The organism is Providencia sp. TYF-12, from assembly GCF_041344805.1.
In the GTDB taxonomy this organism is placed as follows: Bacteria; Pseudomonadota; Gammaproteobacteria; order Enterobacterales; family Enterobacteriaceae; genus Providencia; species Providencia huashanensis.
In genome coordinates, this window is the sequence record NZ_CP166833.1 from 3,763,262 (window position 1) to 3,788,978 (window position 25,717).

22 protein-coding genes are annotated in these 25,717 nt (G+C 39.9%); 8 read left to right on the plus strand and 14 right to left on the minus strand.

Features of this window, described 5'->3' with window-relative positions:
- Positions 1 to 14: 14 nt before the first annotated feature.
- Positions 15 to 2,861 carry a bifunctional [glutamate--ammonia ligase]-adenylyl-L-tyrosine phosphorylase/[glutamate--ammonia-ligase] adenylyltransferase gene (gene glnE / locus ABE954_RS17550; protein ID WP_166686933.1) on the minus strand — a complete coding sequence of 949 codons (2,847 nt, stop codon included), beginning with the start codon at positions 2,859 to 2,861 and terminating at the stop codon, positions 15 to 17.
- Positions 2,862 to 2,873: 12 nt separating this feature from the next.
- Positions 2,874 to 3,836, minus strand: coding sequence for an inorganic triphosphatase (locus ABE954_RS17555; protein ID WP_166686932.1), 963 nt, complete (start codon positions 3,834 to 3,836; stop codon positions 2,874 to 2,876).
- A 279-nt stretch (positions 3,837 to 4,115) separates the two neighbouring features.
- On the opposite strand from ABE954_RS17555, the gene ABE954_RS17560 reads away from it, so the two are divergent.
- Entirely contained in the window at positions 4,116 to 4,730 is a 615-nt protein-coding gene (locus ABE954_RS17560) for a TIGR04211 family SH3 domain-containing protein (RefSeq protein ID WP_042846399.1), read from the plus strand.
- A gap of 14 nt (positions 4,731 to 4,744) precedes the next feature.
- The gene (locus ABE954_RS17565) at positions 4,745 to 5,986 is read left to right on the plus strand and encodes a multifunctional CCA addition/repair protein (protein WP_371025637.1); all 1,242 of its coding nucleotides are present in this window, start codon (positions 4,745 to 4,747) and stop codon (positions 5,984 to 5,986) included.
- 43 nt (positions 5,987 to 6,029) lie between these two features.
- On the opposite strand, the gene folB is transcribed toward ABE954_RS17565, so the two are convergent.
- Complete coding sequence (gene folB / locus ABE954_RS17570) at positions 6,030 to 6,389, minus strand: bifunctional dihydroneopterin aldolase/7,8-dihydroneopterin epimerase (RefSeq protein WP_042846051.1); 360 nt, start codon at positions 6,387 to 6,389, stop codon at positions 6,030 to 6,032.
- Positions 6,390 to 6,497: 108 nt separating this feature from the next.
- Between folB and plsY the strand changes: the two genes are divergently transcribed.
- Positions 6,498 to 7,154 carry a glycerol-3-phosphate 1-O-acyltransferase PlsY gene (gene plsY, locus ABE954_RS17575; protein WP_042846052.1) on the plus strand — a complete coding sequence of 219 codons (657 nt, stop codon included), beginning with the start codon at positions 6,498 to 6,500 and terminating at the stop codon, positions 7,152 to 7,154.
- Between the two features lie 279 nt (positions 7,155 to 7,433).
- Entirely contained in the window at positions 7,434 to 8,966 is a 1,533-nt protein-coding gene (locus tag ABE954_RS17580) for a methyl-accepting chemotaxis protein (RefSeq protein ID WP_371025638.1), read from the plus strand.
- A 41-nt stretch (positions 8,967 to 9,007) separates the two neighbouring features.
- Here the strand turns inward: ABE954_RS17580 and tsaD are convergent, their stop codons facing one another.
- On the minus strand, positions 9,008 to 10,027 hold the full coding sequence (tsaD, locus tag ABE954_RS17585; RefSeq protein WP_042846055.1) for a tRNA (adenosine(37)-N6)-threonylcarbamoyltransferase complex transferase subunit TsaD: 1,020 nt from the start codon (positions 10,025 to 10,027) through the stop codon (positions 9,008 to 9,010).
- 329 nt (positions 10,028 to 10,356) lie between these two features.
- On the opposite strand from tsaD, the gene rpsU reads away from it, so the two are divergent.
- From rpsU to rpoD, 3 genes are all read left to right on the plus strand, one after another.
- Positions 10,357 to 10,572 (plus strand): 30S ribosomal protein S21, encoded by a 216-nt coding sequence (rpsU, locus tag ABE954_RS17590; RefSeq protein WP_001144069.1) that lies wholly within the window; start codon positions 10,357 to 10,359, stop codon positions 10,570 to 10,572.
- Positions 10,573 to 10,743: 171 nt separating this feature from the next.
- The gene (gene dnaG / locus ABE954_RS17595) at positions 10,744 to 12,489 is read left to right on the plus strand and encodes a DNA primase (protein ID WP_042846057.1); all 1,746 of its coding nucleotides are present in this window, start codon (positions 10,744 to 10,746) and stop codon (positions 12,487 to 12,489) included.
- A gap of 188 nt (positions 12,490 to 12,677) precedes the next feature.
- Positions 12,678 to 14,519, plus strand: a complete 1,842-nt coding sequence (gene rpoD / locus ABE954_RS17600) for an RNA polymerase sigma factor RpoD (RefSeq protein ID WP_042846059.1) — start codon at positions 12,678 to 12,680, stop codon at positions 14,517 to 14,519.
- A 60-nt stretch (positions 14,520 to 14,579) separates the two neighbouring features.
- Here rpoD and ABE954_RS17605 read toward each other — a convergent pair whose 3' ends face one another.
- From ABE954_RS17605 to ABE954_RS17615, 3 genes are all read right to left on the minus strand, one after another.
- The gene (locus ABE954_RS17605) at positions 14,580 to 16,040 is read right to left on the minus strand and encodes an MFS transporter (protein WP_042846060.1); all 1,461 of its coding nucleotides are present in this window, start codon (positions 16,038 to 16,040) and stop codon (positions 14,580 to 14,582) included.
- Between the two features lie 153 nt (positions 16,041 to 16,193).
- Positions 16,194 to 16,586: a hypothetical protein gene (locus tag ABE954_RS17610; RefSeq protein ID WP_187549835.1), complete on the minus strand. Its 393-nt coding sequence runs from the start codon at positions 16,584 to 16,586 to the stop codon at positions 16,194 to 16,196.
- On the minus strand, positions 16,587 to 17,918 hold the full coding sequence (locus ABE954_RS17615) for an MFS transporter (protein WP_210789418.1): 1,332 nt from the start codon (positions 17,916 to 17,918) through the stop codon (positions 16,587 to 16,589).
- A 99-nt stretch (positions 17,919 to 18,017) separates the two neighbouring features.
- On the opposite strand from ABE954_RS17615, the gene ABE954_RS17620 reads away from it, so the two are divergent.
- Entirely contained in the window at positions 18,018 to 18,917 is a 900-nt protein-coding gene (locus ABE954_RS17620; RefSeq protein ID WP_048606242.1) for a LysR family transcriptional regulator, read from the plus strand.
- A gap of 116 nt (positions 18,918 to 19,033) precedes the next feature.
- Here the strand turns inward: ABE954_RS17620 and ABE954_RS17625 are convergent, their stop codons facing one another.
- The 7 genes from ABE954_RS17625 to ABE954_RS17655 all read right to left on the minus strand — a co-directional run bounded on the left by ABE954_RS17625 (position 19,034) and on the right by ABE954_RS17655 (position 25,717).
- Positions 19,034 to 19,333, minus strand: coding sequence for an HdeA/HdeB family chaperone (locus tag ABE954_RS17625; protein WP_131680201.1), 300 nt, complete (start codon positions 19,331 to 19,333; stop codon positions 19,034 to 19,036).
- A gap of 233 nt (positions 19,334 to 19,566) precedes the next feature.
- Positions 19,567 to 20,862, minus strand: coding sequence for an MFS transporter (locus ABE954_RS17630; protein WP_071548585.1), 1,296 nt, complete (start codon positions 20,860 to 20,862; stop codon positions 19,567 to 19,569).
- A 94-nt stretch (positions 20,863 to 20,956) separates the two neighbouring features.
- On the minus strand, positions 20,957 to 21,418 hold the full coding sequence (locus tag ABE954_RS17635) for a RidA family protein (protein WP_042846070.1): 462 nt from the start codon (positions 21,416 to 21,418) through the stop codon (positions 20,957 to 20,959).
- 9 nt (positions 21,419 to 21,427) lie between these two features.
- Positions 21,428 to 22,588 carry a M20 family metallopeptidase gene (locus ABE954_RS17640; RefSeq protein ID WP_042846071.1) on the minus strand — a complete coding sequence of 387 codons (1,161 nt, stop codon included), beginning with the start codon at positions 22,586 to 22,588 and terminating at the stop codon, positions 21,428 to 21,430.
- A gap of 15 nt (positions 22,589 to 22,603) precedes the next feature.
- The gene (locus ABE954_RS17645; protein WP_240133498.1) at positions 22,604 to 23,671 is read right to left on the minus strand and encodes an alanine racemase; all 1,068 of its coding nucleotides are present in this window, start codon (positions 23,669 to 23,671) and stop codon (positions 22,604 to 22,606) included.
- 11 nt (positions 23,672 to 23,682) lie between these two features.
- Positions 23,683 to 24,342 carry a transcriptional regulator gene (locus ABE954_RS17650; RefSeq protein ID WP_042846073.1) on the minus strand — a complete coding sequence of 220 codons (660 nt, stop codon included), beginning with the start codon at positions 24,340 to 24,342 and terminating at the stop codon, positions 23,683 to 23,685.
- A 274-nt stretch (positions 24,343 to 24,616) separates the two neighbouring features.
- On the minus strand, positions 24,617 to 25,717 hold the full coding sequence (locus ABE954_RS17655; protein ID WP_071548587.1) for an ABC transporter substrate-binding protein: 1,101 nt from the start codon (positions 25,715 to 25,717) through the stop codon (positions 24,617 to 24,619).

Below are 25,717 nucleotides of genomic sequence, written 5' to 3' on the forward strand. Positions count from 1 at the left end.
ACTGCTGTCAGTGTTTACTCACCTAACCATTTTTGCCAACTGACTAAAACTTGCTGGCGTTCTTCAGCAAACTGGCTGATGTTGACTCGGCTTGGCAATGACTGCAAGGCTAAATGGTGTAATTCATTACGCATTGTGACATAGGCATAAGTTAACGCCGCCGCTTCATCTTCTGACATAATGTTATATTGGGTCATTAGTTCGAAAATACGGACGTTATCCGACCAACGCGTCAATGCTGCATTTTGTGAAGCAAACCGTAAGACTAAATACTGAGCAATAAACTCAATATCGGTGATCCCTCCAGGGTCCGCTTTTAAATCAAATTCATCGTCTTGGTGGCTACCTAAGTGTTGGTGCATTTTTAATCGCATATCACGTACTTGCTGTTGCAAGACTTGTGGTTCCCTAGGCATACAAAGAGTTTCATGGCGAGTTAACGCGAATTGTTGCTGTAAATTAGCATCACCAAATACCATTCTAGCGCGTATTAATGCTTGATGTTCCCACGTCCAAGCATCATTTTTTTGGTAATCATCAAAAGATTGGATTGTGCTTACCAACATCCCTGACTCACCAGACGGCCTTAAGCGCGCATCAACGTCATATAAAACACCTGAAGCGGTTCTAGTACTAAATAGGTGAATAATGCATTGGGCAACACGTAAATAAAACTGCCGTGCATCAATGGAACGATCACCATTTGTGACCACATTTAATGGGCAGTCAAATAAGAAAACCAAGTCTAAGTCAGAGCTATAGCCTAATTCCCATCCCCCTAACTTCCCATAACCTAACACAGCAAAACCATATTGTTTTTTATCTTGCTGCGCTAAATGCGCAGGTTCGCCATAGCGCCTTACCATCTTTTGCCAAGCTTGATGAACAACCGCATCAATAATCGCTTCAGCTAAGTAAGTTAAGTGATCACTCACTTTCATGACTGGCAATACACCTGAAATATCTTCGGCTGCGATACGTAATAACTGTGCTTGCTTAAATTGACGTAGCGCTTCGAGTTGCTGTTCCTCATCTTCTTCAGGAATTCGCATTAAATATTGGCGCAATTCATCACGATAAGCGGTTAATGGTAGGGGTTGATATAAAGATTGTGGGTCAAGTAGTTCATCCAGTAATAATGGGTGACGAGCAAGTTGTTCTGCTATCATCGGCGATGCTGCGCATAAGCGAATGACATGCGTCAAAACTTCATCAAATTCAAGCATTAGTTCAAGGTAAGTAGTACGGCTGACAATACTTAATAGTAATGGTGTCATCCGTTCGATCACCTGACCTGCATCGTCACGCTCACCAACTTTAGCTAATAATTTAGGCATTAAATCATCAAGCACATCACGCCCTCGAGGGCCAATGGTGCGCTTGTTAAGATCATGACGAAACATTAAAATGCCATGGATTATTTTTTGCGCGACATCTTCATTTTTAGATGGCAAATATGTCGCTAACTCTTCTTTCGATAACTCGCTTTGCCAAAGTGTAATATAAATCTCATTGAAGGTATCTGAACCTTCATCTTCATCGTCCTGACCGATTTGCTCGGCAAATATGAGATGGACGGCGGCCATTTTTTGGCTCAACACATGATAAAATGTTTGCCAATCGCTGTAACCCATTCCCCATGATAAACGCGCTTGGTTTAAATCATCATCAGGAAGTGTTTGAGTTTGTTGGTCATCAATACTTTGCAGTAAATTTTCGACTCTACGCAAAAAAAGGTAGCTATCTTGCAGAGTATCGACTTGATCGTCGGTTAATAGTGCTAATTCGCGTATACCTTGCAAAGTCGTAAATAAGGATTGCGACTGCAAAACAGGCTCTCGCCCTCCGCGAATAAGCTGAAAAACTTGTGAGATAAATTCAACTTCACGTATCCCCCCTGCACCTAATTTGATGTTATTCACCAACCCGCGACGCCGAACTTCCCGTTCAATCATATTTTTCATATTACGCAGCGATTGGATCACACTAAAATCAATATAGCGGCGATAGACAAAAGGACGCAAAAGCTTACGTAAACTTTGAGCATAATGAAGGCTGTCAGCCCCCATAATCCGAGCTTTGACCATCGCATAGCGTTCCCAATCTCGTCCTTGTTCTTGATAATAATCTTCAAGGGCTGAGAAACTGAAAACTAACGGGCCACTCTCACCAAATGGCCGCAAACGCATATCAACCCGATACACAAAACCCTGTGCGGTGACTTGGTCAAGTACCCGAATTAATTTTTGCCCTAAACGCGTAAAAAACTGTGCATTGTCTAGCTCTTTTCGGCCACCTTGGGTTACACCGTTTTCAGGATACGCAAAAATCAGGTCAATATCAGATGAAAAATTAAGTTCCCCGCCACCTAATTTACCCATGCCTAGCACTAATAATGGCTGCGGCTTTCCTTCAAGGTTACAAGGCGTTCCCCAAGATTGGCTATATTCCCGATACAGCCAATCCCTAGCAGCAACAACCAGTGTTTCTGCTAATACACTTAATTGATAAATTGTCTCTTTTTGGGTGCTTATCTCTAATATTTGCATCCATGCGCAACGCACTAACATATGATGACGAAATGTGCGTAACACCTGCATCAAATGCTCTTCCTCCGTGACGGGCAACATTTCTTGCGCTAACCATGTTGCGTAACTTTTCCATTCATCGGCTTTCGGAGGTTGAGAACGAATTTCAAGTAAAAAGCGCGAATGCGCTAAAACCTGCTGAAATACAAAATCACTGAACGTAAGCACTTGGGTTTCTTGCTCATTTAAGGGCAGTAACTCATGAGCTTGTTCGGCTATTTGACTTAAAACACGTTCACTTTGGGCTCGCAGCAAATTAGGAAAAGAGAGCATTTTATCAATACCTTATTGAGCTTCTTGATAAGTTAAAGCACTTAGCCATTGAATAAAGGCTAATTTGCACTTTAACCATTGGCTACTATAGCAAAAATCCTCAGCACTGATGGCTTCATTCGCAATATCTAAACGCAACTGTTCTAACGGCGTATCGTGCACAAAGTGAGGCGCAGAATTTTGATAATGAACTAAAAAGGCTTGCACAAAACGCAAAAACTCAGAAAAACCCTGCCGAGCATCACTTTCACCAGCTAACCAATATGCTTCGTGTTGCTGGCAAAGTAACTGCATATGAGTCAATGATTTTTCAATAGGTTGTTCTTCGTAATCAAATATGGCATCCGGCCGTGTTAATGGTGTAGTAGTCGGGTTAATCAATGAGTAACCTCGGGCTGCTTTGCTGATAGATGAGAGGTGAAGGCCATCAATATCGGCAATTTTTTTGGCTAGATTGAGTACGTCTGCGATAAAGCCTTTTTTAAGTTCCAATTCAAACTCTTGAATGGGTAGATCTTTTGCTCCGGCAGAAATCTCACCTTGGTCTAAAACAACCTCAATTTCACTATCTTCAAACGTGACAAGCCACTTTTCACGGGTAAAATTAGTACTAAAAAGTATACTAAGTTCAGATTGTAGCTGAGCGACATCCGTCCCTTCCGGCCAAATTTCCGTTGGAAATGCCGCTAAGTTAAGCTCTGGCGAATCAATATCAACATTAAATTCAGGGCGTTGATGTAGCCCACCAATTGCCTGCCCCGCTGTTTTAATCGTCATTTCGTAGCGACCATCACAACCGCGGATGCGTAACCCCATATCCCATTGACGCAATTGTCTTTTTTCTGTATCAAAATAGATATTGGTTAACTTAGTTGGCTCACTGTATTGGTGGGAAAGTGTAGAAATACACTGGCGAACAGCCTCGATTGCACACCCTTTTGCGGCTAATTTGAGTTCAACCTCTACGTGGCTCATACATATCCTTAATTGATTATTTCACTGCCATCATATTACCCCAATCAAGCCAAGCAGAGAAAAGAAACTATCTATAAATCAAAAATTCTACCTATTACATTTCTTTCAGAGAGTTATATTGTAAATGAGATAAAAAGAAGTGTAATTTAGACAGTTAGGATAGTTCTCATTATCCTTTAGAGCATGAATACATCGATGTTTAGAGTTTGCACCTACACACTTTACTTATTAGTATTCAATGAATATAAAATTCACTCACCACAAAAGACTGTAAATACCATGCGAAAAATTCCATTATTATTAATTTCACTCATGGGGCTAGGCCTTTCCTTAAATGCACACGCAGCAGAAAAACGTTATGTATCAGATGACCTATCAACTTACGTTCATAGTGGCCCTGGTACAAATTACCGCATTGTTGGCACACTTAATGCGGGAGAAACGGTTGAGCTGATCTCCACAGATAATAAATTTGCGCAAATCAAAGATCAAAAAGGCAGAACTGTTTGGCTACCTGTAGACCAATTAAGTAATACCCCAAGCATGAAAACGCGTATTCCTGAATTAGAGGCTGAAAATCAAAAACTACGTCAACAATTAGATAGCATTGACAATACATGGAATACCCGTACCGCAGAAATGCAACAAAAAGTGGCGGATAACGACAATATCGTTAACCAGCTAAAAGCTGAAAATGAAAAACTAAAAAATGAATTAATTAAATCAGGTAAAAAACTGGAAATAGCAGAGGTCAACTTGGATGATCGCCGCCGTGAGTTGATTTTACAATGGTTTATGTATGGTGGAGGCGTTGCTGGAGCGGGGTTAGTTTTTGGTTTGATTTTACCTCACATCATCCCTCGTCGTAAAAAACGTAATAATGGTTGGATGTAACAAAGGTCATTAATATGCAAGTTTATCTCGTTGGTGGCGCCGTGCGGGACCAACTCCTTGGTCTTCCTATTTCTGATAGGGATTTTGTGGTAGTTGGTACAACCCCAGAAGCTATGCTTGAGCAAGGTTTTCAACAAGTAGGGAAAGATTTCCCCGTTTTTTTGCATCCGAAAACTCATGAGGAATATGCGCTAGCCAGAACTGAGCGTAAAACCGGCGCTGGCTATACTGGCTTTAGTTGTTATAGCGCCCCGGATGTCACCATTGAAGATGACTTATTACGACGAGACCTAACCATTAATGCAATGGCACAAAGTGATTCTGGCGAAATTATTGACCCGTTTAACGGCATCAAAGACTTAGAAAACCGGTTATTACGTCATGTATCTAGTGCATTTTCAGAAGACCCGTTACGGGTATTGCGTGTAGCCCGTTTTGCTGCACGCTATTTCGAATATGGTTTCTCTATCGCACCTGAAACTTTAGCACTAATGCAATCTATGGCGGCAACGGGGGAATTAAGCCACCTAACCGCTGAACGTGTTTGGGCAGAAACAGAAAAAGCACTGAAATCAAGCTCACCCCAAGTTTATTTCGACGTATTGCGTCAATGCGGTGCACTTCGCGTCCTTTTTCCGGAAATTGATGGCTTATTTGGTGTTCCCGCCCCCGAAAAATGGCATCCAGAAATTGATACAGGGGTTCATACCTTGATGGTCATGAAGGTTATCGCAACCTTATCTGATGATATCGATATTCGCTTTGCTGCGCTCTGCCATGATGTAGGTAAAGCATTAACGCCCCCTTCCGTTTGGCCCAGTCATCCTAATCATGGGGAAAATGGAGTCGTACTCATTGAAAAACTTTGTGATAGATTGAGGGTGCCTAGTAGCGCCCGTGATCTGGCTCGCCTTGCAGCTCGCTACCATGATAAAATTCATATTATCAATAAGCTACCTGCAAATGATTTAATTGCGGTTATGGACGGATTAGATAGTTGGCGCAAACCTGAACGAATTACGCAATTAAGTTTAATCAGTGAAGCCGATGCAAGAGGCAGATTAGGCCTTGAGCAACAAGCCTATCCACAAGGAGAATTTCTTAGACAAGCATTTGCCATTGTGCGTGCTGTTGAGGTCAAACCGATTATTGAACAAGGGTTTACAGGGCCGGAAATTCGCCAAGAACTAACACGGCAGCGTATTCAAGCTGTGCAAGATTGGCAGAAACAACAGCAAATAATGGTAATAGCTTAGTAAGCCATGGTCATACTGGCGGTATAACACCGCCAGTCGCCGTTTAAGCGGTTTTAATTCCCCTTTCGATTACTACCCCCACTTGGCGTGCGCGAGCGACTGCGCCCGGCTTAGCCACCCTGATTCGTACCCATGGGCTTTTAAACTGAGTCAATAAGAGCTGAGCGACTTCTTCAGCCACTCGCTCGACTAAACCAAATTTATTTTCCTCTACATAGCTGATAATGGCTTGGCTGACTTGTGCATAATCCAAGCAGTACTCAACATTATCGCTCATAGACGCGCGTTGGTTGTCCCATCCCATTTCGATATCGAGCACTAATTTTTGTTCAATATCTTGTTCCCAGTCATATACACCTATCGTGGTGATGACTGATAATTGTTCAATAAATACGATATCCATCACGTCATTTTCTCATTTATGTACTGAATTGATACCACTTCGGCAAAAATATGCGTATTATCCAAGGCTGAAGTGAATATATGGCCTTAACCGTTTTTGGAGTTAGCTATGAGTGCAACCGCGCTTGGCATGATAATCTTCGCCTATCTATGTGGATCAGTTTCGAGTGCGATACTGATCTGCCGTTTGGCGAGACTACCCGATCCCCGTCAACACGGCTCTGGTAACCCCGGTGCAACTAACGTATTACGTGTCGGTGGCAAAGCTGCCGCTGCTGCTGTTCTTATTTGCGATGTATTAAAAGGTATGGTCCCAGTTTGGCTTGCTTATTATTTAAATGTGCAACCATTCTATCTTGGGTTTGTCGCAATTGCAGCTTGCCTTGGGCATATTTATCCTGTTTTCTTCCATTTTAAAGGCGGGAAAGGCGTTGCTACCGCTTTTGGCTCAATTGCTGCTATTGGTTGGGACTTATCTGGGTTAGTCGCTGGTACATGGTTACTCACTGTACTGCTAAGCGGCTATTCCTCATTAGGGGCAATTGTGAGTGCGCTACTGGCACCATTTTACGTATGGTGGTTTAAGCCTGAATTTACTTTCCCTGTCGCAATGTTATCTTGCTTAGTCCTTGTGCGCCATCATGGCAACATACAACGTCTTTGGCGCGGTCAAGAAAGCCGGATTTGGCAAAAACTAAAAAATAAAAAGCAAAAAACCAATAAAGAAATTGCCCAAGAAGCCAAAGAACAAGAACTCGACGATTAATCCCCCCTCTTTTCTATCATGATAAAAACGAGCTGAAAATTCAGCTCTTTTTTTATCGTTTCATTTTCATCACAGACTGCCTAAAACACCGAATAATAACAGCAGGGTTATATCTCACCTTAAAACTGTACTGGCAGCAATTTGTGCTGCGTTACATTTTTGCCATAACTAGCGCACACTTTTAATAAAAAGTTAATTTATTGCAAATTTATTACTAAGGAATATTTAAAAAGTGTCGACTATATAAAAGCAAAATTAAACAATAATAATGGTATTTATATGAGCAGAACCCCTTATATCACTCAAAATGAACATATGTTAGACGAAAACATCACGTTAATGACTACTAGCGATTTACAAGGCAACATTGTTAGTGCTAATGATTTTTTTGTGCAAGTCAGTGGCTATGAATTAGATGAATTATTAACACGTCCTCACAATATTATTCGTCATCCCGATATGCCTAAAGAAGCTTTTGCTGATATGTGGGCCACATTAAAAAAAGGAGAACCTTGGACCGGCATTGTCAAAAACCGACGTAAAAATGGCGATCACTACTGGGTTAGAGCCAATATCGTCCCGATTAAACGTCAAGGCAAAATTACAGGTTATATGTCGATCCGAACACGCGCGACTCGCCAAGAAATTGCGACTGTTGAACCGCTCTATGCCGCAATGAATCGAAATAAATGTCAGCGTAAAATAGTTAAGGGGCTTGTGCTTTCCAAAAAAATGCCGTTTCACTTCTCCACTTTTTCTACACGTTGGCGCATTCGATTAACCATGAGTTTACTATTGATATTTTGGCTAGTCATAGCGAGCTTAGCTGGGTTACAAGCGCTGCCATTTACCATCGCCAGTGTTTGTACACTTATTACGCTAATTATTGGCAATATTGCCTTTGAAAGAATGCTCGCTAAACCACTGGAAAACATTGCGACACAGGCTTTAAGTATTGCTCGAGGCGAACGCCATAGCATTCACCATATGCAACGTACCGATGAAATAGGGCTGGTTTTACGCTCAATCGGCCAATTGGGGCTAATATGTCGCTGGTTAATCAAAGATGTCTCTGCACAAGTGGATAGTGTACGAAAAGGCAGTGAATCTTTAGTTTCCGATTGCCATGAGCTAGATACCCATACCCAGCAAACAGTCGGTTATATGCAACAAACTGTTGCTACTATGAACCAAATGGCAGTTTCCGTAAAAATGAATGCAGACAACACGGTTCAAGTTGATCAGCTTTCTAATGCAACCAGCGAAACCGCAGTTAGCGGTGGCGCGATGATGGAAGCTGTTGTTGATACCATGGATGAAATTGTCCGCAGTACAAGTAAAATTAATTCAATCACCGATGTCATCAAAGATATCGCTTTTCAAACCAACATATTAGCACTAAATGCCGCTGTAGAAGCCGCTCGTGCAGGTGAGCAAGGCAAAGGCTTTGCTGTGGTTGCTAATGAAGTACGTAGCCTAGCAAGCCGCAGTGCTAGCGCAGTGAATGATATTCGTGAACTCATTAACGATTGCGAAAAGAAAGTTAACTCAGGGAAAGAACAAGTGCACACCGCTGGTGACACGATGAAAGATATCGTCGACCAGATACAAAATGTCACTCAATTAATTACGCATATTAGCCAAGCCACTTCTGAACAAGCCGCTGGCATTGCTGACATTACACAAGCCGTTAGTGAACTAGAAACCATTACGCAGCAAAGCACATTGTTAGTTGAACAAAGCACAGAAACGTCGAACATGGTCAAAGGGCGTTCAATTCGATTAGAAGAAGCGGTTACTGTCTTACATTGATATTTGAGGGATAACAAATGGGCTGCACAGCAGCCCTAATATTATTTTTCTAGCGGAGGTAGTTCAGCAAGTGGCCAACGTGGGCGCACTGTAATACCTAACCCTGTGCTTGCCCCCCCTTTCAAGCGGATAAGACCGGCTAGTGCAATCATCGCGCCGTTATCGGTGCAAAACTCAGGACGTGCATAAAACACTTCGCCCCCACGCTGCTTCAAGACCTCGTCCATTTTTGCTCTTAACGCTCGGTTGGCACTCACCCCACCGGCCATCACTAAACGTTTGAACCCCGTTTGCTCCAGCGCGCGTTTGCATTTGATTGCGAGAGTGTCGACTACCGCATCTTCAAAAGCCCTAGCAATATCAGCTCGGGTTTGGTCGTCATCCGCATTTTCACGGATCGTATTTGCTGCAAAGGTCTTTAAACCTGAAAAGCTGAAATCAAGCCCAGGCCTATCCGTCATTGGTCTTGGAAACACAAAACGCCCTGCGGTGCCTTGTTGTGCCATACGAGATAAAACGGGGCCACCAGGATAGTCTAAACCTAGTAATTTAGCTGTTTTATCAAACGCTTCACCTGCTGCATCATCAATAGATTCACCAAGAAGCGCATATTCACCGACCCCTGTCACGCTTATTAATTGGGTATGCCCACCAGAAACAAGGAGTGCTACAAAGGGAAATTCTGGGCTTTTTTCTTCTAGCATTGGCGCTAGCAAATGGCCTTCCATATGATGAACGGCTACCGCAGGCACATTCCATGCAAAAGCCAATGACCGGCCAACCGTTGCCCCCACCATTAAAGCACCAACCAGCCCTGGTCCAGCAGTATAAGCTACCGCATCGATATCTTCACGAGTCAGGTTAGCTTCTTTCAGCGCGGCCTGAATCAGAGGGACTGTTTTACGGATATGATCACGGGAAGCCAACTCCGGTACTACGCCACCATAATCGGCATGCACTTTAATTTGGCTGTATAATTGATTAGCCATTAGGCCAAGCTCATCATCATAGATTGCGATACCAGTTTCATCGCAAGAGGTTTCGATACCTAAAACACGCATTGCACTACCCTTGTTTATTGCATGACCGCAAGTCTATCACTATTTTCGCTCAATCGCGTAATTAATGTTGTCAAAAGGCTGACTTTCATTGCTGTATAGTCTATAATCAGCCCCCTGTAATAAAAATTTCGTGTGGCTAATTCTCATTATTATCTGGTTTTGTTTACTTTTTCATCGAACAAGCAACAAATCAGGTGATCTTGTGTGATTCAATTTTATACGGCACTTTACAAACCCGTACTCATTGAAGTAAAATTCCGCACCATTTTAAATGAAGGCTGGTGAATCAATACCAGCAACAAACCGATTTCTATTGAGGTGAGAGGCACATGCCGGTAATTAAAGTACGTGAAAACGAGCCATTCGACGTTGCACTACGTCGTTTCAAACGTTCCTGTGAAAAAGCAGGGGTTTTAGCTGAAGTTCGTCGTCGTGAATTCTATGAAAAACCAACGACTGAACGTAAACGCGCTAAAGCATCTGCTGTAAAGCGTCACGCTAAGAAACTGGCTCGCGAAAACGCACGCCGTACTCGTCTGTACTAGTTGATTGCGGTGAAAACCGCATTCATAAGTAGACGATAGCTAATACAAAACTTTAGTTTCTCTCGTAGTCACTCAGTTTTCGTAGTAGTAAATAGCTAAGCAGTTAAAGGCCGTGCTTTCCTCAAGGAAGCGCGGCTTATTATCGTTCATCAACAGGCGAAAAAGAGGCTTATGGCTGGACGAATTCCGCGTTCATTTATCAATGACTTGTTAGCAAGAACAGACATCATTGATTTAGTCGATGCAAAAGTCCCGTTAAAAAAACAGGGTAAAAATCATCACGCTTGTTGTCCGTTCCATAATGAGAAAACCCCTTCTTTTACTGTTAACAGTGAAAGGCAGTTTTATTATTGTTTTGGTTGTGGAGCCCACGGCAACGCTATCGATTTTTTAATGAATTATGACAAACTTGATTTTGTCGAAGCAATTGAAGAACTATCAGCACTGCATGGTCTTGATGTACCTTATGAAAAAGGGACTGGAGCAAGCCAAATAGAACTACATCAACGGCAAAACCTGTATCAGTTGATGGAGAAAATTAATCAATTTTACTGCGCTGCCTTAAATCATCCCTCGGCTAGTAAAGCCATAGATTATTTAAGCCAACGTGGTTTAAGTGCCGAAATTATTGAGCATTTTTCAATTGGTTTCGCCCCTGCGGGGTGGGATAATTTACTCAAGAAATTCGCAGTAAACCCAGAAAGTCGCAAACAGCTTGATGATGCAGGCATGTTAGTGACCAATGATAACGGCCGAATCTATGACCGCTTTAGAGAGCGGGTCATGTTCCCAATTAGGGATAGGCGCGGTCGAGTGATTGCATTTGGTGGGCGGGTTTTAGGGGATGCATTACCTAAATACTTAAACTCCCCCGAAACAGATATTTTCCATAAAGGCCGTCAGTTATTTGGCCTATATGAAGCGACACAAAATAATAATGAATTAGCTAAGTTGTTGGTTGTTGAAGGTTATATGGATGTTGTTGCCCTTGCCCAGTATGATATCCGCTACGCGGTTGCCTCATTGGGAACATCGACAACATCAGAACATATTCAGCTACTTTATCGTTCTACAGATACTGTTATCTGCTGTTATGATGGAGACCGAGCTGGCCGAGAAGCTGCATGGCGGGCGCTGGAAACAGCTCTTCCTTATCTAACTGACGGCCGCCAACTTCGTTTTATGTTTTTACCCGATGGTGAAGACCCCGATTCATTAGTACGCAAAGAAGGTAAAGAGTCTTTTGAGCAACGCATGAAAGATGCTCAAACACTTTCTGCATTTTTATTTGATTCACTTGTGCCACAAGTTGACCTGAAAACTCAAGAAGGGAAAGCAAAATTTAGTAAACTTGCTATCCCATTGATTAAACAGATACCGGGCGAAACTCTGCGCCTTTATATGGCTCAAGAGCTAGGAAATTTTATTGGTATACCGGATATTTCTCAGGTTCTTGCTATGATTGATAGAGAGAGCAAAGAACCAGTTAACTATCAGGCACCAAAATTAAAACCAACCACAATGCGAATATTAATCGCGCTGTTGGTACAAAATCCGAACTTTTCGGAACTCGTTCCCTCATTGGAGGGAATTGCCCATATTCAAATGCCGGGGCTTTCTCTATTTCAGGAATTGGTTGATGTATGCCGTTCCACCCCCGGGATGACTACTGGGCAGTTGCTAGAGCGTTATCGTGATAATAAATTTTCGAAACAGCTTGAAAAACTAGCAACATGGAACGATATAGAAATAGAGGAGATAGCGGAAAATACCTTTATAGATGCCTTAAATCATCTATTTAATAGCGCACTTGACGAACGTTTCGACTATTTAATAGCAAAAGAACGAACTGAAGGGCTGACCCCAGAAGAGCGCGAAGAAGTCCGCTTAATCACTCTCTCAAGAGTGAAAACATAATATAACCAAGACAGAATTAATATTTAAAACGGCTTAAGTGCCGATAAACACAAGGCAGATGCCTGTAAAACGCTACGAAAAATAAAGGGCGTAGCGAAATAATAAATGTTCCCTTTGTATGTTCTTGTTGGCCGAATGTTTCGCCGACCGACACCAATCTAAATACTCAGAAGTGTGGATACCGTCTTATGGAGCAAAACCCGCAGTCGCAGCTTAAGCTACTCGTAACCAAGGGTAAAGAGCAAGGTTACTTAACCTATGCCGAGGTCAACGACCATCTGCCGGAAGATATCGTCGATTCAGATCAAATCGAAGATATCATTCAGATGATTAATGACATGGGCATCCAGGTCATGGAAGAAGCACCTGATGCCGATGATTTAATTTTGGCTGAGAATACTTCCGATACTGATGAAGATGCAGCAGAAGCCGCTGCACAAGTGCTGTCCAGTGTTGAAAGTGAAATTGGCCGTACAACTGACCCAGTGCGCATGTATATGCGTGAAATGGGGACTGTCGAACTTCTCACCAGAGAAGGCGAAATCGACATCGCAAAACGTATTGAAGATGGGATTAATCAGGTTCAGTGCTCTGTGGCTGAATATCCTGAAGCTATCACTTATCTTCTTGAGCAATACGACCGCGTTGAAGCAGGTGAAAGTCGTTTATCTGACTTAATCACTGGCTTTGTTGACCCTAATGCGGAAGAAGACCTCGCACCAACAGCAACACATGTTGGTTCTGAATTGCCACAAGAAGAATTAGATAAAGACGAAGAAGACGAAGAAGAGGAAGAGGAAGAAGAAGAGGACGATAACAGCATCGACCCTGAATTAGCTCGCCAAAAATTCTCTGACCTTCGTGAGCAATACGAAAAAACGCGTCAACATATTAAGCAATATGGTCGTAGTGATGCGAAAACAGCGGCAGCCATTGAACAGCTTTCAGAGGTGTTCAAAGAATTCCGCTTAGTACCAAAACAATTTGACTACTTAGTCAATAACATGCGTGAAATGATGGATAGAGTTCGTACTCAAGAACGTACCATCATGAAACTGTGTGTTGAACAATGCAAAATGCCAAAGAAAAACTTCATCACTTTATTCAGCGGCAATGAAACAAGTGAGACTTGGTTAACCGCTGCAAAAGCGATGAACAAACCTTGGTCTGAAAAACTGATTGAAGTTGAAGAAGAAATCCTGCGTTGTTTACAAAGATTGCGTCATATTGAAGAAGAAACAGGCCTGACGATTGAACAGGTGAAAGATATCAACCGTCGTATGTCTATCGGTGAGGCAAAAGCGCGCCGTGCGAAAAAAGAGATGGTTGAAGCGAACTTGCGTTTGGTTATTTCTATCGCGAAGAAATATACCAACCGTGGCTTGCAGTTCCTTGACCTCATTCAAGAAGGTAACATCGGTCTGATGAAAGCCGTTGATAAGTTTGAATATCGCCGTGGTTATAAGTTCTCAACTTATGCAACTTGGTGGATACGTCAGGCTATCACGCGTTCAATCGCTGACCAAGCACGTACTATCCGTATCCCGGTTCATATGATTGAAACTATCAATAAACTGAACCGTATCTCTCGTCAAATGCTGCAAGAAATGGGCCGTGAGCCATCGCCAGAAGAACTGGCAGAACGCATGCTAATGCCGGAAGATAAAATTCGTAAAGTCCTGAAGATTGCTAAAGAGCCAATCTCAATGGAAACGCCTATCGGTGATGATGAAGATTCACATTTAGGTGATTTTATTGAAGATACCACTTTAGAACTGCCTTTAGACTCTGCGACATCGGAAAGCTTACGCTCTGCAACTCATGAAGTATTAGCAGGTTTAACTGCTCGTGAAGCGAAAGTTCTACGTATGCGTTTTGGTATCGATATGAATACCGATCACACCCTTGAGGAAGTCGGTAAACAGTTTGACGTTACCCGTGAGCGTATTCGTCAGATTGAAGCAAAAGCATTACGTAAATTACGTCATCCAAGCCGCTCAGAAGTGCTACGCAGCTTCCTTGATGAATAATTTATTATTTAACACCTGCTTCGGCAGGTGTTTTTTTATGCATACTAATTCACCATAAAACTATTTAGCCCACCTCACTTTTACCATTAGGCATAATGTTGCCAGAATAGCCATTGCTCCGCCTAACATCGCCAAATTAAAACCGGACACAAAGGCTGACCGAGTAATTTGCTCAATAAACAAAGATGGAACGCGAGAGGAAGTTTGAATCAACTGTTCGATTTCCTGTACCGATAGGATACCAACTAGCCTGTCATCATGGCGTAATTTACCAATGGCATGCTGGGTCATTAATGTCCCTAACAAAGCAATTCCTAACGTCATACCAGTTTGCCGCAATGCATTCATAACCGCGGATGCAATTCCCGAATAGGCTTTTTCAACACTAGCCATCACTAATGCACCAATTGCAGGCGTCGACATTCCCATCCCTGCACCTAATATAAATAATATCACCGCAATCGGAGGATAGGCTGTTTCAGAATTAACACGCGTGAATAATAAGGAAGCGAAAGCAATAAAAATAAAGCCTAGGATCATCAGATTTCTGACGCTCATATAGCGCGAGAGTTTACTAAATGAGAATGAAAAAATAGCCATAGCAATAAACTCTGGCGCCATTCTTATCCCCGCATCAAACGCTCCCCACCCCTGTCCTTTTTGTAAAAATAGGGCGATAAAAAATACATTGCTATAAGTCGCAAAACCGAGCGCAAAAGACGCCATATTATATTGAAAGAAAAAAGGGTTCTGTTTGAATAGAAAAATCGGCAATAATGGCCTCTCTATGCGACGTTCAACATAGATAAACCCGATACTCGCTATTACTGAGATAATTAATCCGCTAAGTGTTATATAATTTCCCCAGCCTTGCTCACCAGCTTCTATCAAAGCAAAAGTTAATCCACCTAAAGCCACAATGCTCAAACTTTGCCCTATTGGGTCTAATGCAGCTTTGTCAGGGTCAGCACTTTCTTGAATACCTAACCAGCCTAATAATAATGTCAGCAACCCGATTGGAATATTGATCCAAAAGATCGTTGTCCAATTGAAGCTATCAACTAAAAAACCACCTAAAATTGGGCCAATGATCAGAGACAGTGCACTCACTGCTGACCAAATGCCAATAATTCTTATCCGTTCAATATCATTGGTAAATGCTTGGGAAATTATAGAAAGAGCCCCGGGAATTAACGCAGCGGCTGCTATCCCTTGTATTGCCCTACCTGTAATCAATATTTCAGGGGATGTTGACAATGCACAGATAGCCGAGCCTAAAGTAAAAATGACAATGCCTATTAACCATACTTTCTTTCGCCCATAACGATCACTTATTGGCCCTACAGAAAGAAGTAATGCCGATAAACATAGTGCATAAGCATCAATAACCCATTGTAGCATCGACATACTCACGTTTAATTCACGCCCAATAGCTGGTAATGCAACATTCACGATACTGATATCTAGCGTTGCCATAAAGGTGCCTAAACAAACTGCTAAGATCAAAAAAAGCCGTCTCATTTTATTTTCCTCGTCCCGATCATGGCAACATGATAATACTCGACCGACCGACGGTCAATCAAAATGAGAACAAATATCATTTGAATGTTTTTATCTTTTTTACTTATAAAAAACGACCTTAAGGTCGTTTGATGTGAACATGAGTTTTAATCTTTATACTACTGGTGTTTCATGAAGATAAACCCAATAGCATTTCTCTGCTTCAACTCTAATACATGCAGTTGAAATTCTTAATGTTTCAACCCCATCATTAAGCTGTTTTTCTTGATATTGCACCCAACAATACTGGTTATCTTCGCGTAACGGAAGCATATTAAGGCACCTTGTACTAAATGAAGTTTTGTTGCCTACATTACTGCTAAATAATGTGTTCACTTTATCAAGCCCAATACTTTGCCCTTGAATTGTGACCATTTTAAAGTTGTCATCAAAACTGGCTAATAGAGGGGCTAAACTTTTATCGTCATCACGGCCAGTAAATACATTTTCAATTAAAGTATGCAGGTCAACCACGCTTTGCAGCGCTTTTTTCATTGTTTCGCTCATTTATTTTTCCTTTATGACTGAAATTAACGAGAATAGCCCAAGTATTGAAGCAATTAAAAATGTATATTGGTAACGTAGTAAATCACTAGAAAAAGTAGTTAAACTAAATATAGAAATTAATACCACCGCCCCAACACTAAACGCCACTTGGCGATTAATATTCCATAACACACTGCCTTGTAGTAAATCTTTATCTTTAAAGTCCATCAATGAGCTAATTTGTGCGGTATTCGTGCATAAACCTCCACCTGTTCCCATTAATAGATAAGCAATAACAAGTAAGCTTAATTGATCTAAATTCGATACCCAGTAGAGAAAAAATATTCCCAAACTGTGTAGTAAAATTCCAATAACAAATAACTGCTTTTTCCCGATACGCTGATACAGTTTCCCGCCACTAGTCATTGAAACTAAAGCGCCTACAGCATACAGCACCATAAATAGCCCTGTCTGCCCCGCACTAAACCCAAGATTCACTTGTAAGTTAAATATATTCAGTAAATTTACGCCTGTAAAAACCCCCGGTACTGCATAATAAACAATAAAAGCAGTACGTAGGTTCGCATTCTTTAATAACTGAAAATTTAGAATAGGTTCACGGCATTTCTTTGCGTATTGTAGATAAAAAATAAATACTAATACTGAAACCGTAAAGCTCAATATAGCTAATGAAATACTGTGATAATCGTTGTAGAACGAAAATGACAATAATAAACATAATAAACTGATACTCACCATTAATAGACCTAAAATATCAGGTTTTTCTCTGGTTTTCTTACTCTCTTTTTTTACCCATATCCAAGCAAGAAATGCAGTTAATAATGAAAAAGGAAGATTCGAATAAAAAATCCAATTCCACGATAAAGAATCAATAATTAAGCCACCTATTGCAGGTGAAAATGCAGGTGCTATTAACGCAACCGTCATTATCAAGGTAGAGATCCGTTGGCGATCATTATTTGGAAATAATGCAAAAACTAATGCCTGACCGACCGGTATTAATAATCCCCCTGCCATTCCTTGCGTAAAACGCCAAAAAATTAATTGATAAATTGATCCACTCGCCCCACTTAACCACACAGCTAAAGAAAAAAGCAGCATTGAATAACACAATAATTTTCGGTGACCTAGCCTACCCGCAAGCCACAAACTCATTGGCATCACCAAAACGAGTCCTAAAATATAAGCATTTGCTACCCAAGCCACCTGAGATTGGCTGGCTGAAAATGAAAATGCGATATCAGGTAAGGCAATAGCCGACATAAAAATGTTAATACAATCAATAAAGAAACCAAGTAAAAAGACTGTCGCTATTTTGTATCGATAAGTCATACACTTCCTCCGGTGGCAAAGAATAGAGTTAGGGTCTTTCTTTGTCGATGCAAAGGAAGTAAAATCATTGTTTAATAAAAACAAACAATCGACTCTATTATGCAAAAAAATTTCAAGCAGATTATTAGCTTTCTACAAGTGGTTGATTCCGGTTCATTCACTAAAGCCGCAGATATTTTAGGGCTAAGCCGTTCTATGGTTAGTGTCGATATCAAGCAATTAGAAGCTCAGCTTAATGTCAGCTTGTTAACACGAAATACACGAAATATTGCATTAACAGAGGTGGGAAAACATTTTTATGACGACTTTAAACGTATTCAAAGCCAAATAGATGAAGCTTTCGAAAGAAGCCAAAATTTAGGCACTAATATTGCGGGTCTACTGCGTTTTTCATCAACGAGTGAATTTGGCCAACGTTTTATTTTACCGCTACTCCCTGAGTTTTGCCGTCTTTATCCTAAACTAAGGTTACAATATTCATTTAACTCATCCTTAGACGACCTCATCACAGAAAAACTCGATTTATCCATTCGATTAGGTAATTTAAAAAACTCATCCCTTAAAATGAAAAAATTAGGTGAATATGAGATTTTCTTAGTCGCCACCTCTGAATTTCTAAAAAAATACCCGATCAAACAACTTACGGATTTAGCCAATGTTCCATGGATTAACCATGCATTATTAAACTGGCAAGATCCTCAATATTTTTTACAGAATTCAAAAAATGAAAAATATTACTTACCTTTAATTAAAAATCAGTATGAGTCTAATTCTGCAGCTGTTATTCACCATATGGTGTTAGCTTCTTTAGGTATCGCAATATGCCCTGCTTGGATGGTTGATGATGACTTACAGCATGGTCGTTTAGTCCATGTATTACCCGAATACCGCTTACCGAAACAAAATATTCAATTACTTTATCCAAATACTTTTGTTTTACCTGCTAAGACACGGGCATTTATCGATTTTTTAGCCGATAAATTAGCCGTAAATAAATAAAAGTATAAAGATCGATTCGATATTTCGAAAATATAGTTTCTAATCTACCACAGTATCAAAACTCATTTTTCTGGTTGGTAATAACTATTATGCCCTCCATGGCATAATAGTTTGCTTTATTTCTTAGATGCTAAATAATCTTGCAGAGTGCCTTCCGGTTTTTTCTTACAAAACTCAACAATTTGAGGGACTTCAGCAACACTTTGCTCTGTTAATGCAACATAATCTCCACCTTTAAATTGCGTTTCTTGGTTTGTTACCCATAACGCAACAGGTGCCCAGCTTTGAGGATCTAAATTAATAAATTGCTGACAAGTCATATTTTCAGGTGTAACTATATTGTTGTCTGCAGCCATTGAGTTAAATGAAATTGTAGACACTGCAAATAATACGCTAGATATAATAACCTTTCTCATTTTGAACTCCTTTAAAAAATTTAAAACACAGAATTATGTGGCAAGGTATTATTAGCATATTATTTATGAAAATTACATATTCTAATTTTGATAGTTAAAATAATACAGGATTAAAAATTCAAACAATAAATAATAAAAACAAATAATCACGAAGGTAAATCTTAATTAGAGCATCTGTATAAGATTTATTTTTTATAAAAAAGCCACTTATAAAAAGTGGCTATAATATTGCATTATGCTGTTTTTACCTCCATTTCCGCGGGGTCTTTAATAGGTTCGTTTACAAAGAAGAAATAAACCAATGAAGCAAGAAATGCGACAGTTGCACAAACCACAAGCGCTAAAGTGAATGAATGGGTTTGGTCAATAATAATACCGGTAATAATCGGAGCAAATGACCCCCCAATAAAACCACCGAAGTTTTGAATGCCGCTTACAGAGGTGATTAAGCGAGAAGGAACTGAAACTAAAATCAGTCCCCAAGCAGAAGTCCCTGCAAAGTGAATAGAAAACAATGCCATACTAATACAAGCAACTGCAGAGAATGTGCTGTCTGTATAAGCCGCTGGCAATGTAAAGATTGCCGCAAATAATAACCCTAAGCAGATCATCCATTTACGACTTTTCATTTTATCTGCGCCGCGTTTCACAACATAATCTGCAACAACGCCATTAATTAACATTCCCAACGCACCAAATAAAAATGGTATGGCAGCTACCCACCCAGTTTTCTCTAAACTTAAACCACGAGAATTCTCAAGGTACGCTGGCAACCATGTTAGGTATAACCAGACCATATAGCCAACACCATTAAACCCAATAATCATGCCCCATAAAGAACGCTGTTTAAATAATGATGCCCATTCCTTAAAAGAGACTTTATTAGTGGATGACGGCGGTGCTCCATCATTTAAATATGCTAATTCATCGTCTGTTAGTTCTAATTGTTCACGATTACGATAGAAAATAAACCATAGAATTGAAAGAATAATACCGCTAATACCAATAATGATAAACATCGTACGCCAGCCAAATGCTAACATTAACGCAATTAATAATGGTGGTGCTAATGCTTGAGCCAATGTTGAGGACATATTAACAATCCCCATAGGTAAACCTCGCTCACGGATGTTATACCAATCATTAACAACTTTAACGCCTGTCGGTAAGTGAGGAGCCTCACCAATTCCTAAAATAACTCGGGCGATAATTAAATGAGTAAATGAAGATAATAACCCTGTTACTGTTTGAGCTAATGACCATAAAAATAGCCCAAAGCCATAAATCTTTTTAACGCCAAAGCGCTCCATAACCATACCAATAGGTAATTGGCATAAAGCATAACCAAATGAGAATACAGATAATAACAACCCCATTTGTGTCGCACTAAACCCTAATTCTTTACTTATGGTTGAGTTAGCAATTGAAAGTGATGCCCTATCTAAAAAATTAATAATACCTGCTATCAGCAAGAATGTGAGCGCAATGAACTGCCAGCGCTTTAGTCTTTTACTCGCGTGTAGTGACATAGTTAAGTACCTTTAAGACGTAACAGGACCCTGCGGAATAATATTCACTCCGCAGCTTTATTTTATTAATAATCTTTAATTTTTTATCTATTACTTATGATTTTAATTTTACTATTAGTTCTATTTCCACCGGTGTATTAAAAGGCAGTGTGTTAGTACCTATAGCTGAACGCGCGTGCTTTCCTTTTTCTCCAAGTATTTCAATTAAAAAATCTGAAGCCCCATTCATAACTTGTGGCTGGTTTTTAAAGTCATCTGTACTTTGTACAAACCCGAGTAATTTAATGCACTCATCAATTTTATCTAGATCACCTAAATAAGCTTTAAGTGTCGAAAGTATATTGATAATACATTGTTTAGCCGCTTCCTTTCCTTCTTCTACCGAAAGCTCCTTTCCTAGTGTTCCTGTATAGAGTAATTCACCATCTTTTTGGCAATCATGCCCTGATGTATAAAGTAAATCACCATATTGCTTAATTGAAACATATGAAAATTTAGGAGCCCCTGGTGTAGCTAATTTAATTCCCTTTTCTTCTAATTTTTTTTCAATATTCATTGGTTATTCCTATTTATTTAGCAATGTATTTGCCATGTCATAATAAATTTCTGCTGCGAGGTATAACTCACTTATTTCAACAAACTCATCCTTCACATGCGCTTGAGCTAACCCCCCGGGCCCCATAATTAATGTTGGGATTTTGCTAGTAACAGAGAAAAAAGGCGCTTCACATGTTGCTTCAAATATCTGAGGTTGTGATGTTTTCTCTGTAAAACGGCTTACTGTTTCTAAGGCCACCTGAGTAAGTTCATGGCCAACAGGAATATCTGAAGCAGGAATAAATAAGTAATTATCTAAGTGATATTCAATTTCTTCGCCTTGGTTATATTCAGCTATTACCTGGTGAATTTTTTGCTCAATATCTTGTTTATCTTCCCCAGGAACTAAACGCCTATCAATTTCAATATCACAATGTTGAGGAACAATATTTGGAGCTGTACCACCATTAATAGTGGTAATAATCATGGAAGCATTGCCTAATAATTGATGCTCTATTTCTTCAACAGAAGAACGATGCAGCTCTAATGCCGGTAATATTTTTGCCATTTTGGATATTGCACTATCTGGGTAACGGGTTTTTGCTGCATGCCCTGCTGTTCCTTTTGTACTCAGGTTATAACGGCTTACCCCTTTGTGTGCAATACAAACATCAAGGGAAGTAGGCTCACCAATAATGGCATAATCAGCACTGATTCCATCTTTAATATAGTGCAACATTCCCAGATTAATTCGTTCTTCATCAACGTTAAAAACTAATGTTAAATCCCCTGAAAATGTATCTTGATTACGCTTTAATAACGTCGCCGCATACATCATAGCGGCAACCCCTGATTTCATATCTGCAGCACCACGACCAAATACTTTTCCATCTTTAATCACTGGGTCAAAAGGTTCAGTACTCCAACCACAACCGCAAGGAACCACATCAATATGCCCATTAAATAAAAGATGTTTTCCTTTCCCTGTTCCTTTTAAATAAGCAATCACATTTGGTCGACCTGAAGCAACCTCTTGCATTTCAACATCAATATTTTCTTTTTTAAAATAACGATATATATATTCAGCAACTTGTTGCTCCTCCCCTGGAGGATTTTCTGATTTATGCCGAATTAAGGCACAAAGAAGCTCTAGCAACTCATTTTGTTGCTGTTTATTTAATTTATACATTTTATTCTCCGATAATTAATATCGTGCGTCTGGTATAATGATATGGTCTATTTCATTATTATTTAATGCGTATATTTTATTAGTTAAATTCGGAATAACACAGCTATGGTTGGGAATAATATTTAATACATCACCAATATTTAGTTTTATTTTTTCAGGATCATAACGGAGATAACCATGTTCTTCATTTAACTTAACCAGTTTGATATTTGGTTCTTCAACAATATAACCAAATCCTGATCCAGCAGATTGGTCTGATGTTAATGTTTTAGTCCCTGCATCCACAGTCGCATACCCAGCAATTGGAATACTTACCACTGTCGTTCTAATCGTTAAGGCACAATCTATTGGCGTATAAATACCACCATAGATTGCATTCATATCCCCAAAAATAAAATTGCCCGCACGGGACTCCGTAATACCCTTTAATTCATCTGCATAAAAGGATGAAAGTGTTGAGCCTCCTGATGTACGTTGTACCTTAATGCCAATATTCGCTAAACGTTGCTGGCAAGATAATAAAAGATCGGCTTCTGCTTTAGCTGCTTTACGTATTTCAGGTTCAGTTCGATATTGGTATATTGTCCCTGCATAAGTAAATACACCAATAATTTTTAAGTTAGGTAGCTCTTGCACATTAAGAGCAAATTGCTCTAAATCGTCTAATTGAATACCTTCTCGGTGAGCGCCATAATCAACTGCAATATATATTTCAATTATTTGGTTTTCATTCACTGCTGCCGTTGATAATTGCTTAGCCCCTTGCAAACTATCAACAATCGTCCTTAAGTTAACTTGTTTAGCCAATGCGACAAATTGTTGGCATTTTTGTTCACCAATCATAGGATAGGCTAGGAGAATATGATTAATCCCCCCTTGTGCCATTACAGTAGCTTCCTGTAATGTCGCGCAAGTAATCCCTTTTGCGCCACATTCGATTTCGAATTTAGCCAACTCCACCGATTTATGTGTCTTAATATGTGGCCAATGTTCAATTCCCTGCTGAGTTAACCTGCCTGTCATGCCCCTGACATTTTTTTCAAGTTGCTGTAAGTCTAATGCAACATAAGGCGTTATTGGCATAAAAACCTCTCTTAATCTTCATTATTGTCATCCCCTTTTAATTCCGCTAAATAGGTATAAAGGGTATATTTGGAAATATTTAAAAACTCACAGATTTTCTCACCTGCTTTTTTAATTAAAAAAGCCCCACGGTCATCGAAAAATTTAATGGCATCCATTTTTTCTTTTTTAGCCATATTAATGACGGGCACTTTAATAACTTGCATACATTCTTGAATAAGATGATCTAAGATTTCATTTACATCAGTGACAAAAACTTCTTTAACTGTATCTTGCTCAATATTATTGCGTTGTGTAATACCTTGAATCGCCTTTTCTGCTGCAATAAATTCTGAAATATCTTGATTGATACAAAGTGCGCCTGACACTTTACCGTTTTCATCCCGTAAATAAATAGAGGTTGAGCGCAGCATTTTCCCATCTTTAGTTTGGGTAAAATAATTATATTTATCGCCATCGACATCTGTACCACGTAACACTTCAAGCCCTAAATTACTACTTGGATCACCAACCTTTCTTTTTGTCACATGACCGTTAATAATAGCCACGATACTACTTTCTAAACCTTTGCTATGGTCATGTAACACCACCTCACAGTTCTCTCCAAATTGGCCAGCAATGCCTTTCATTACAGCTAATAACATTTCAAAATTATCTTGAATTATTTTCATTTTTTACCAAACTTATTTTAAGCCTAACTAAATATTAGTTAGATCATGAAGGAGACTCAATCAAGATTTGAACAATTTGTGATCTATATCTTGATTATAGCTAACAAAAATTTTGCTACTATCATAATAACAATCATCATAGCATTTTATAAAACAATGAAGGAGCCCGATATAACAAGGCTTAGAGGTATGTCACTTGATTTTATAATGATAAAAAATGACCAAACTTTTTGTTAGCTATCCTTGCTAACAAAAAGTCAGATGTGATGATAAGTTATAATGTAACCCAGAAAACGCCTTCCGAGCGCAATTGAGTAAACTGCTTTTGAAAATCCGTTAAGTTCTGCTCTGGGTTTAACTTAGTAAATATCTCAGGGTGCATAAATTTTGCCATTGCTTCAATAGCAAATATATTCATCGGGTTATTGTAAAAGTTGTGGTAAATCGCCATCACCCGTTTTTCTTTTACCGATGTTAATGAGGAGATGCCTTGCCTATCGACTAATACCGCCAATTGCTTTTGTGCATCAGATTTATTTGCGCGGTATCCTAAGCTGACTGCAATTGAACGGCGGTTAAAATTATGCCAATCCGCCCCTGTTAAGAGATAAAAATCAGGGTTTAATGTAATAATATTCTCAATGGAACTTTCTGCCCCTTTAGCTGGAAAGCTATCAGCAACGAGGTTATTTCCCCCCGCTAACGATGCCAAAACGCCATAGCCTGAACGACCATATAGCTGACAGCAGTTATCTGCAAATAGCCCTGCATTCGCTTCAATTAACACGGAAGGAAACGGCTGAACCAACTGAGACTCTATCGCCTTTAATTTTTCTTGGTACAACGTTGCAAACTGCTCTGCTCTTTCTTGCGTACCTAACAATTGCCCTAATAATAAGATACTTTTCGGGGTGTTTTTCGCAATATCCATTCGAAAATCAATAAAAATAACCTTAATACCCGCGGCTTCTAATTGTGGTAAGAATTGGCTATCACGCATCGACCCATAATTAGCCTTATGCATAATCACGACTTCAGGCGCGAGTTCTATTAATTTCTCAATTTGGATGCCCGCTTCTCGTGTTTTTTTCAATGTTGGGATATTTTCGAGCTCAGGAACCGCCGCAAAATAAGCTTGTTTTAAGTCTGGCGCATATTGTGTTAATGAATCACTCCACCCCGAAATACGTGAAATGCCCTCCTTACCACCAGCAATATCAATTGGCAAAATATCGCGACCATCAACTAGAAATAATTTTTCAACCGGAAGATTTACCATCACCTCTCGGCCTTGTAGATCGGTGATCAGCGTTGGCGTTTTAGCCTGTACCCAAACGCTAAATAAGCACAATAACCCTGCCAGAAATAATTTCAT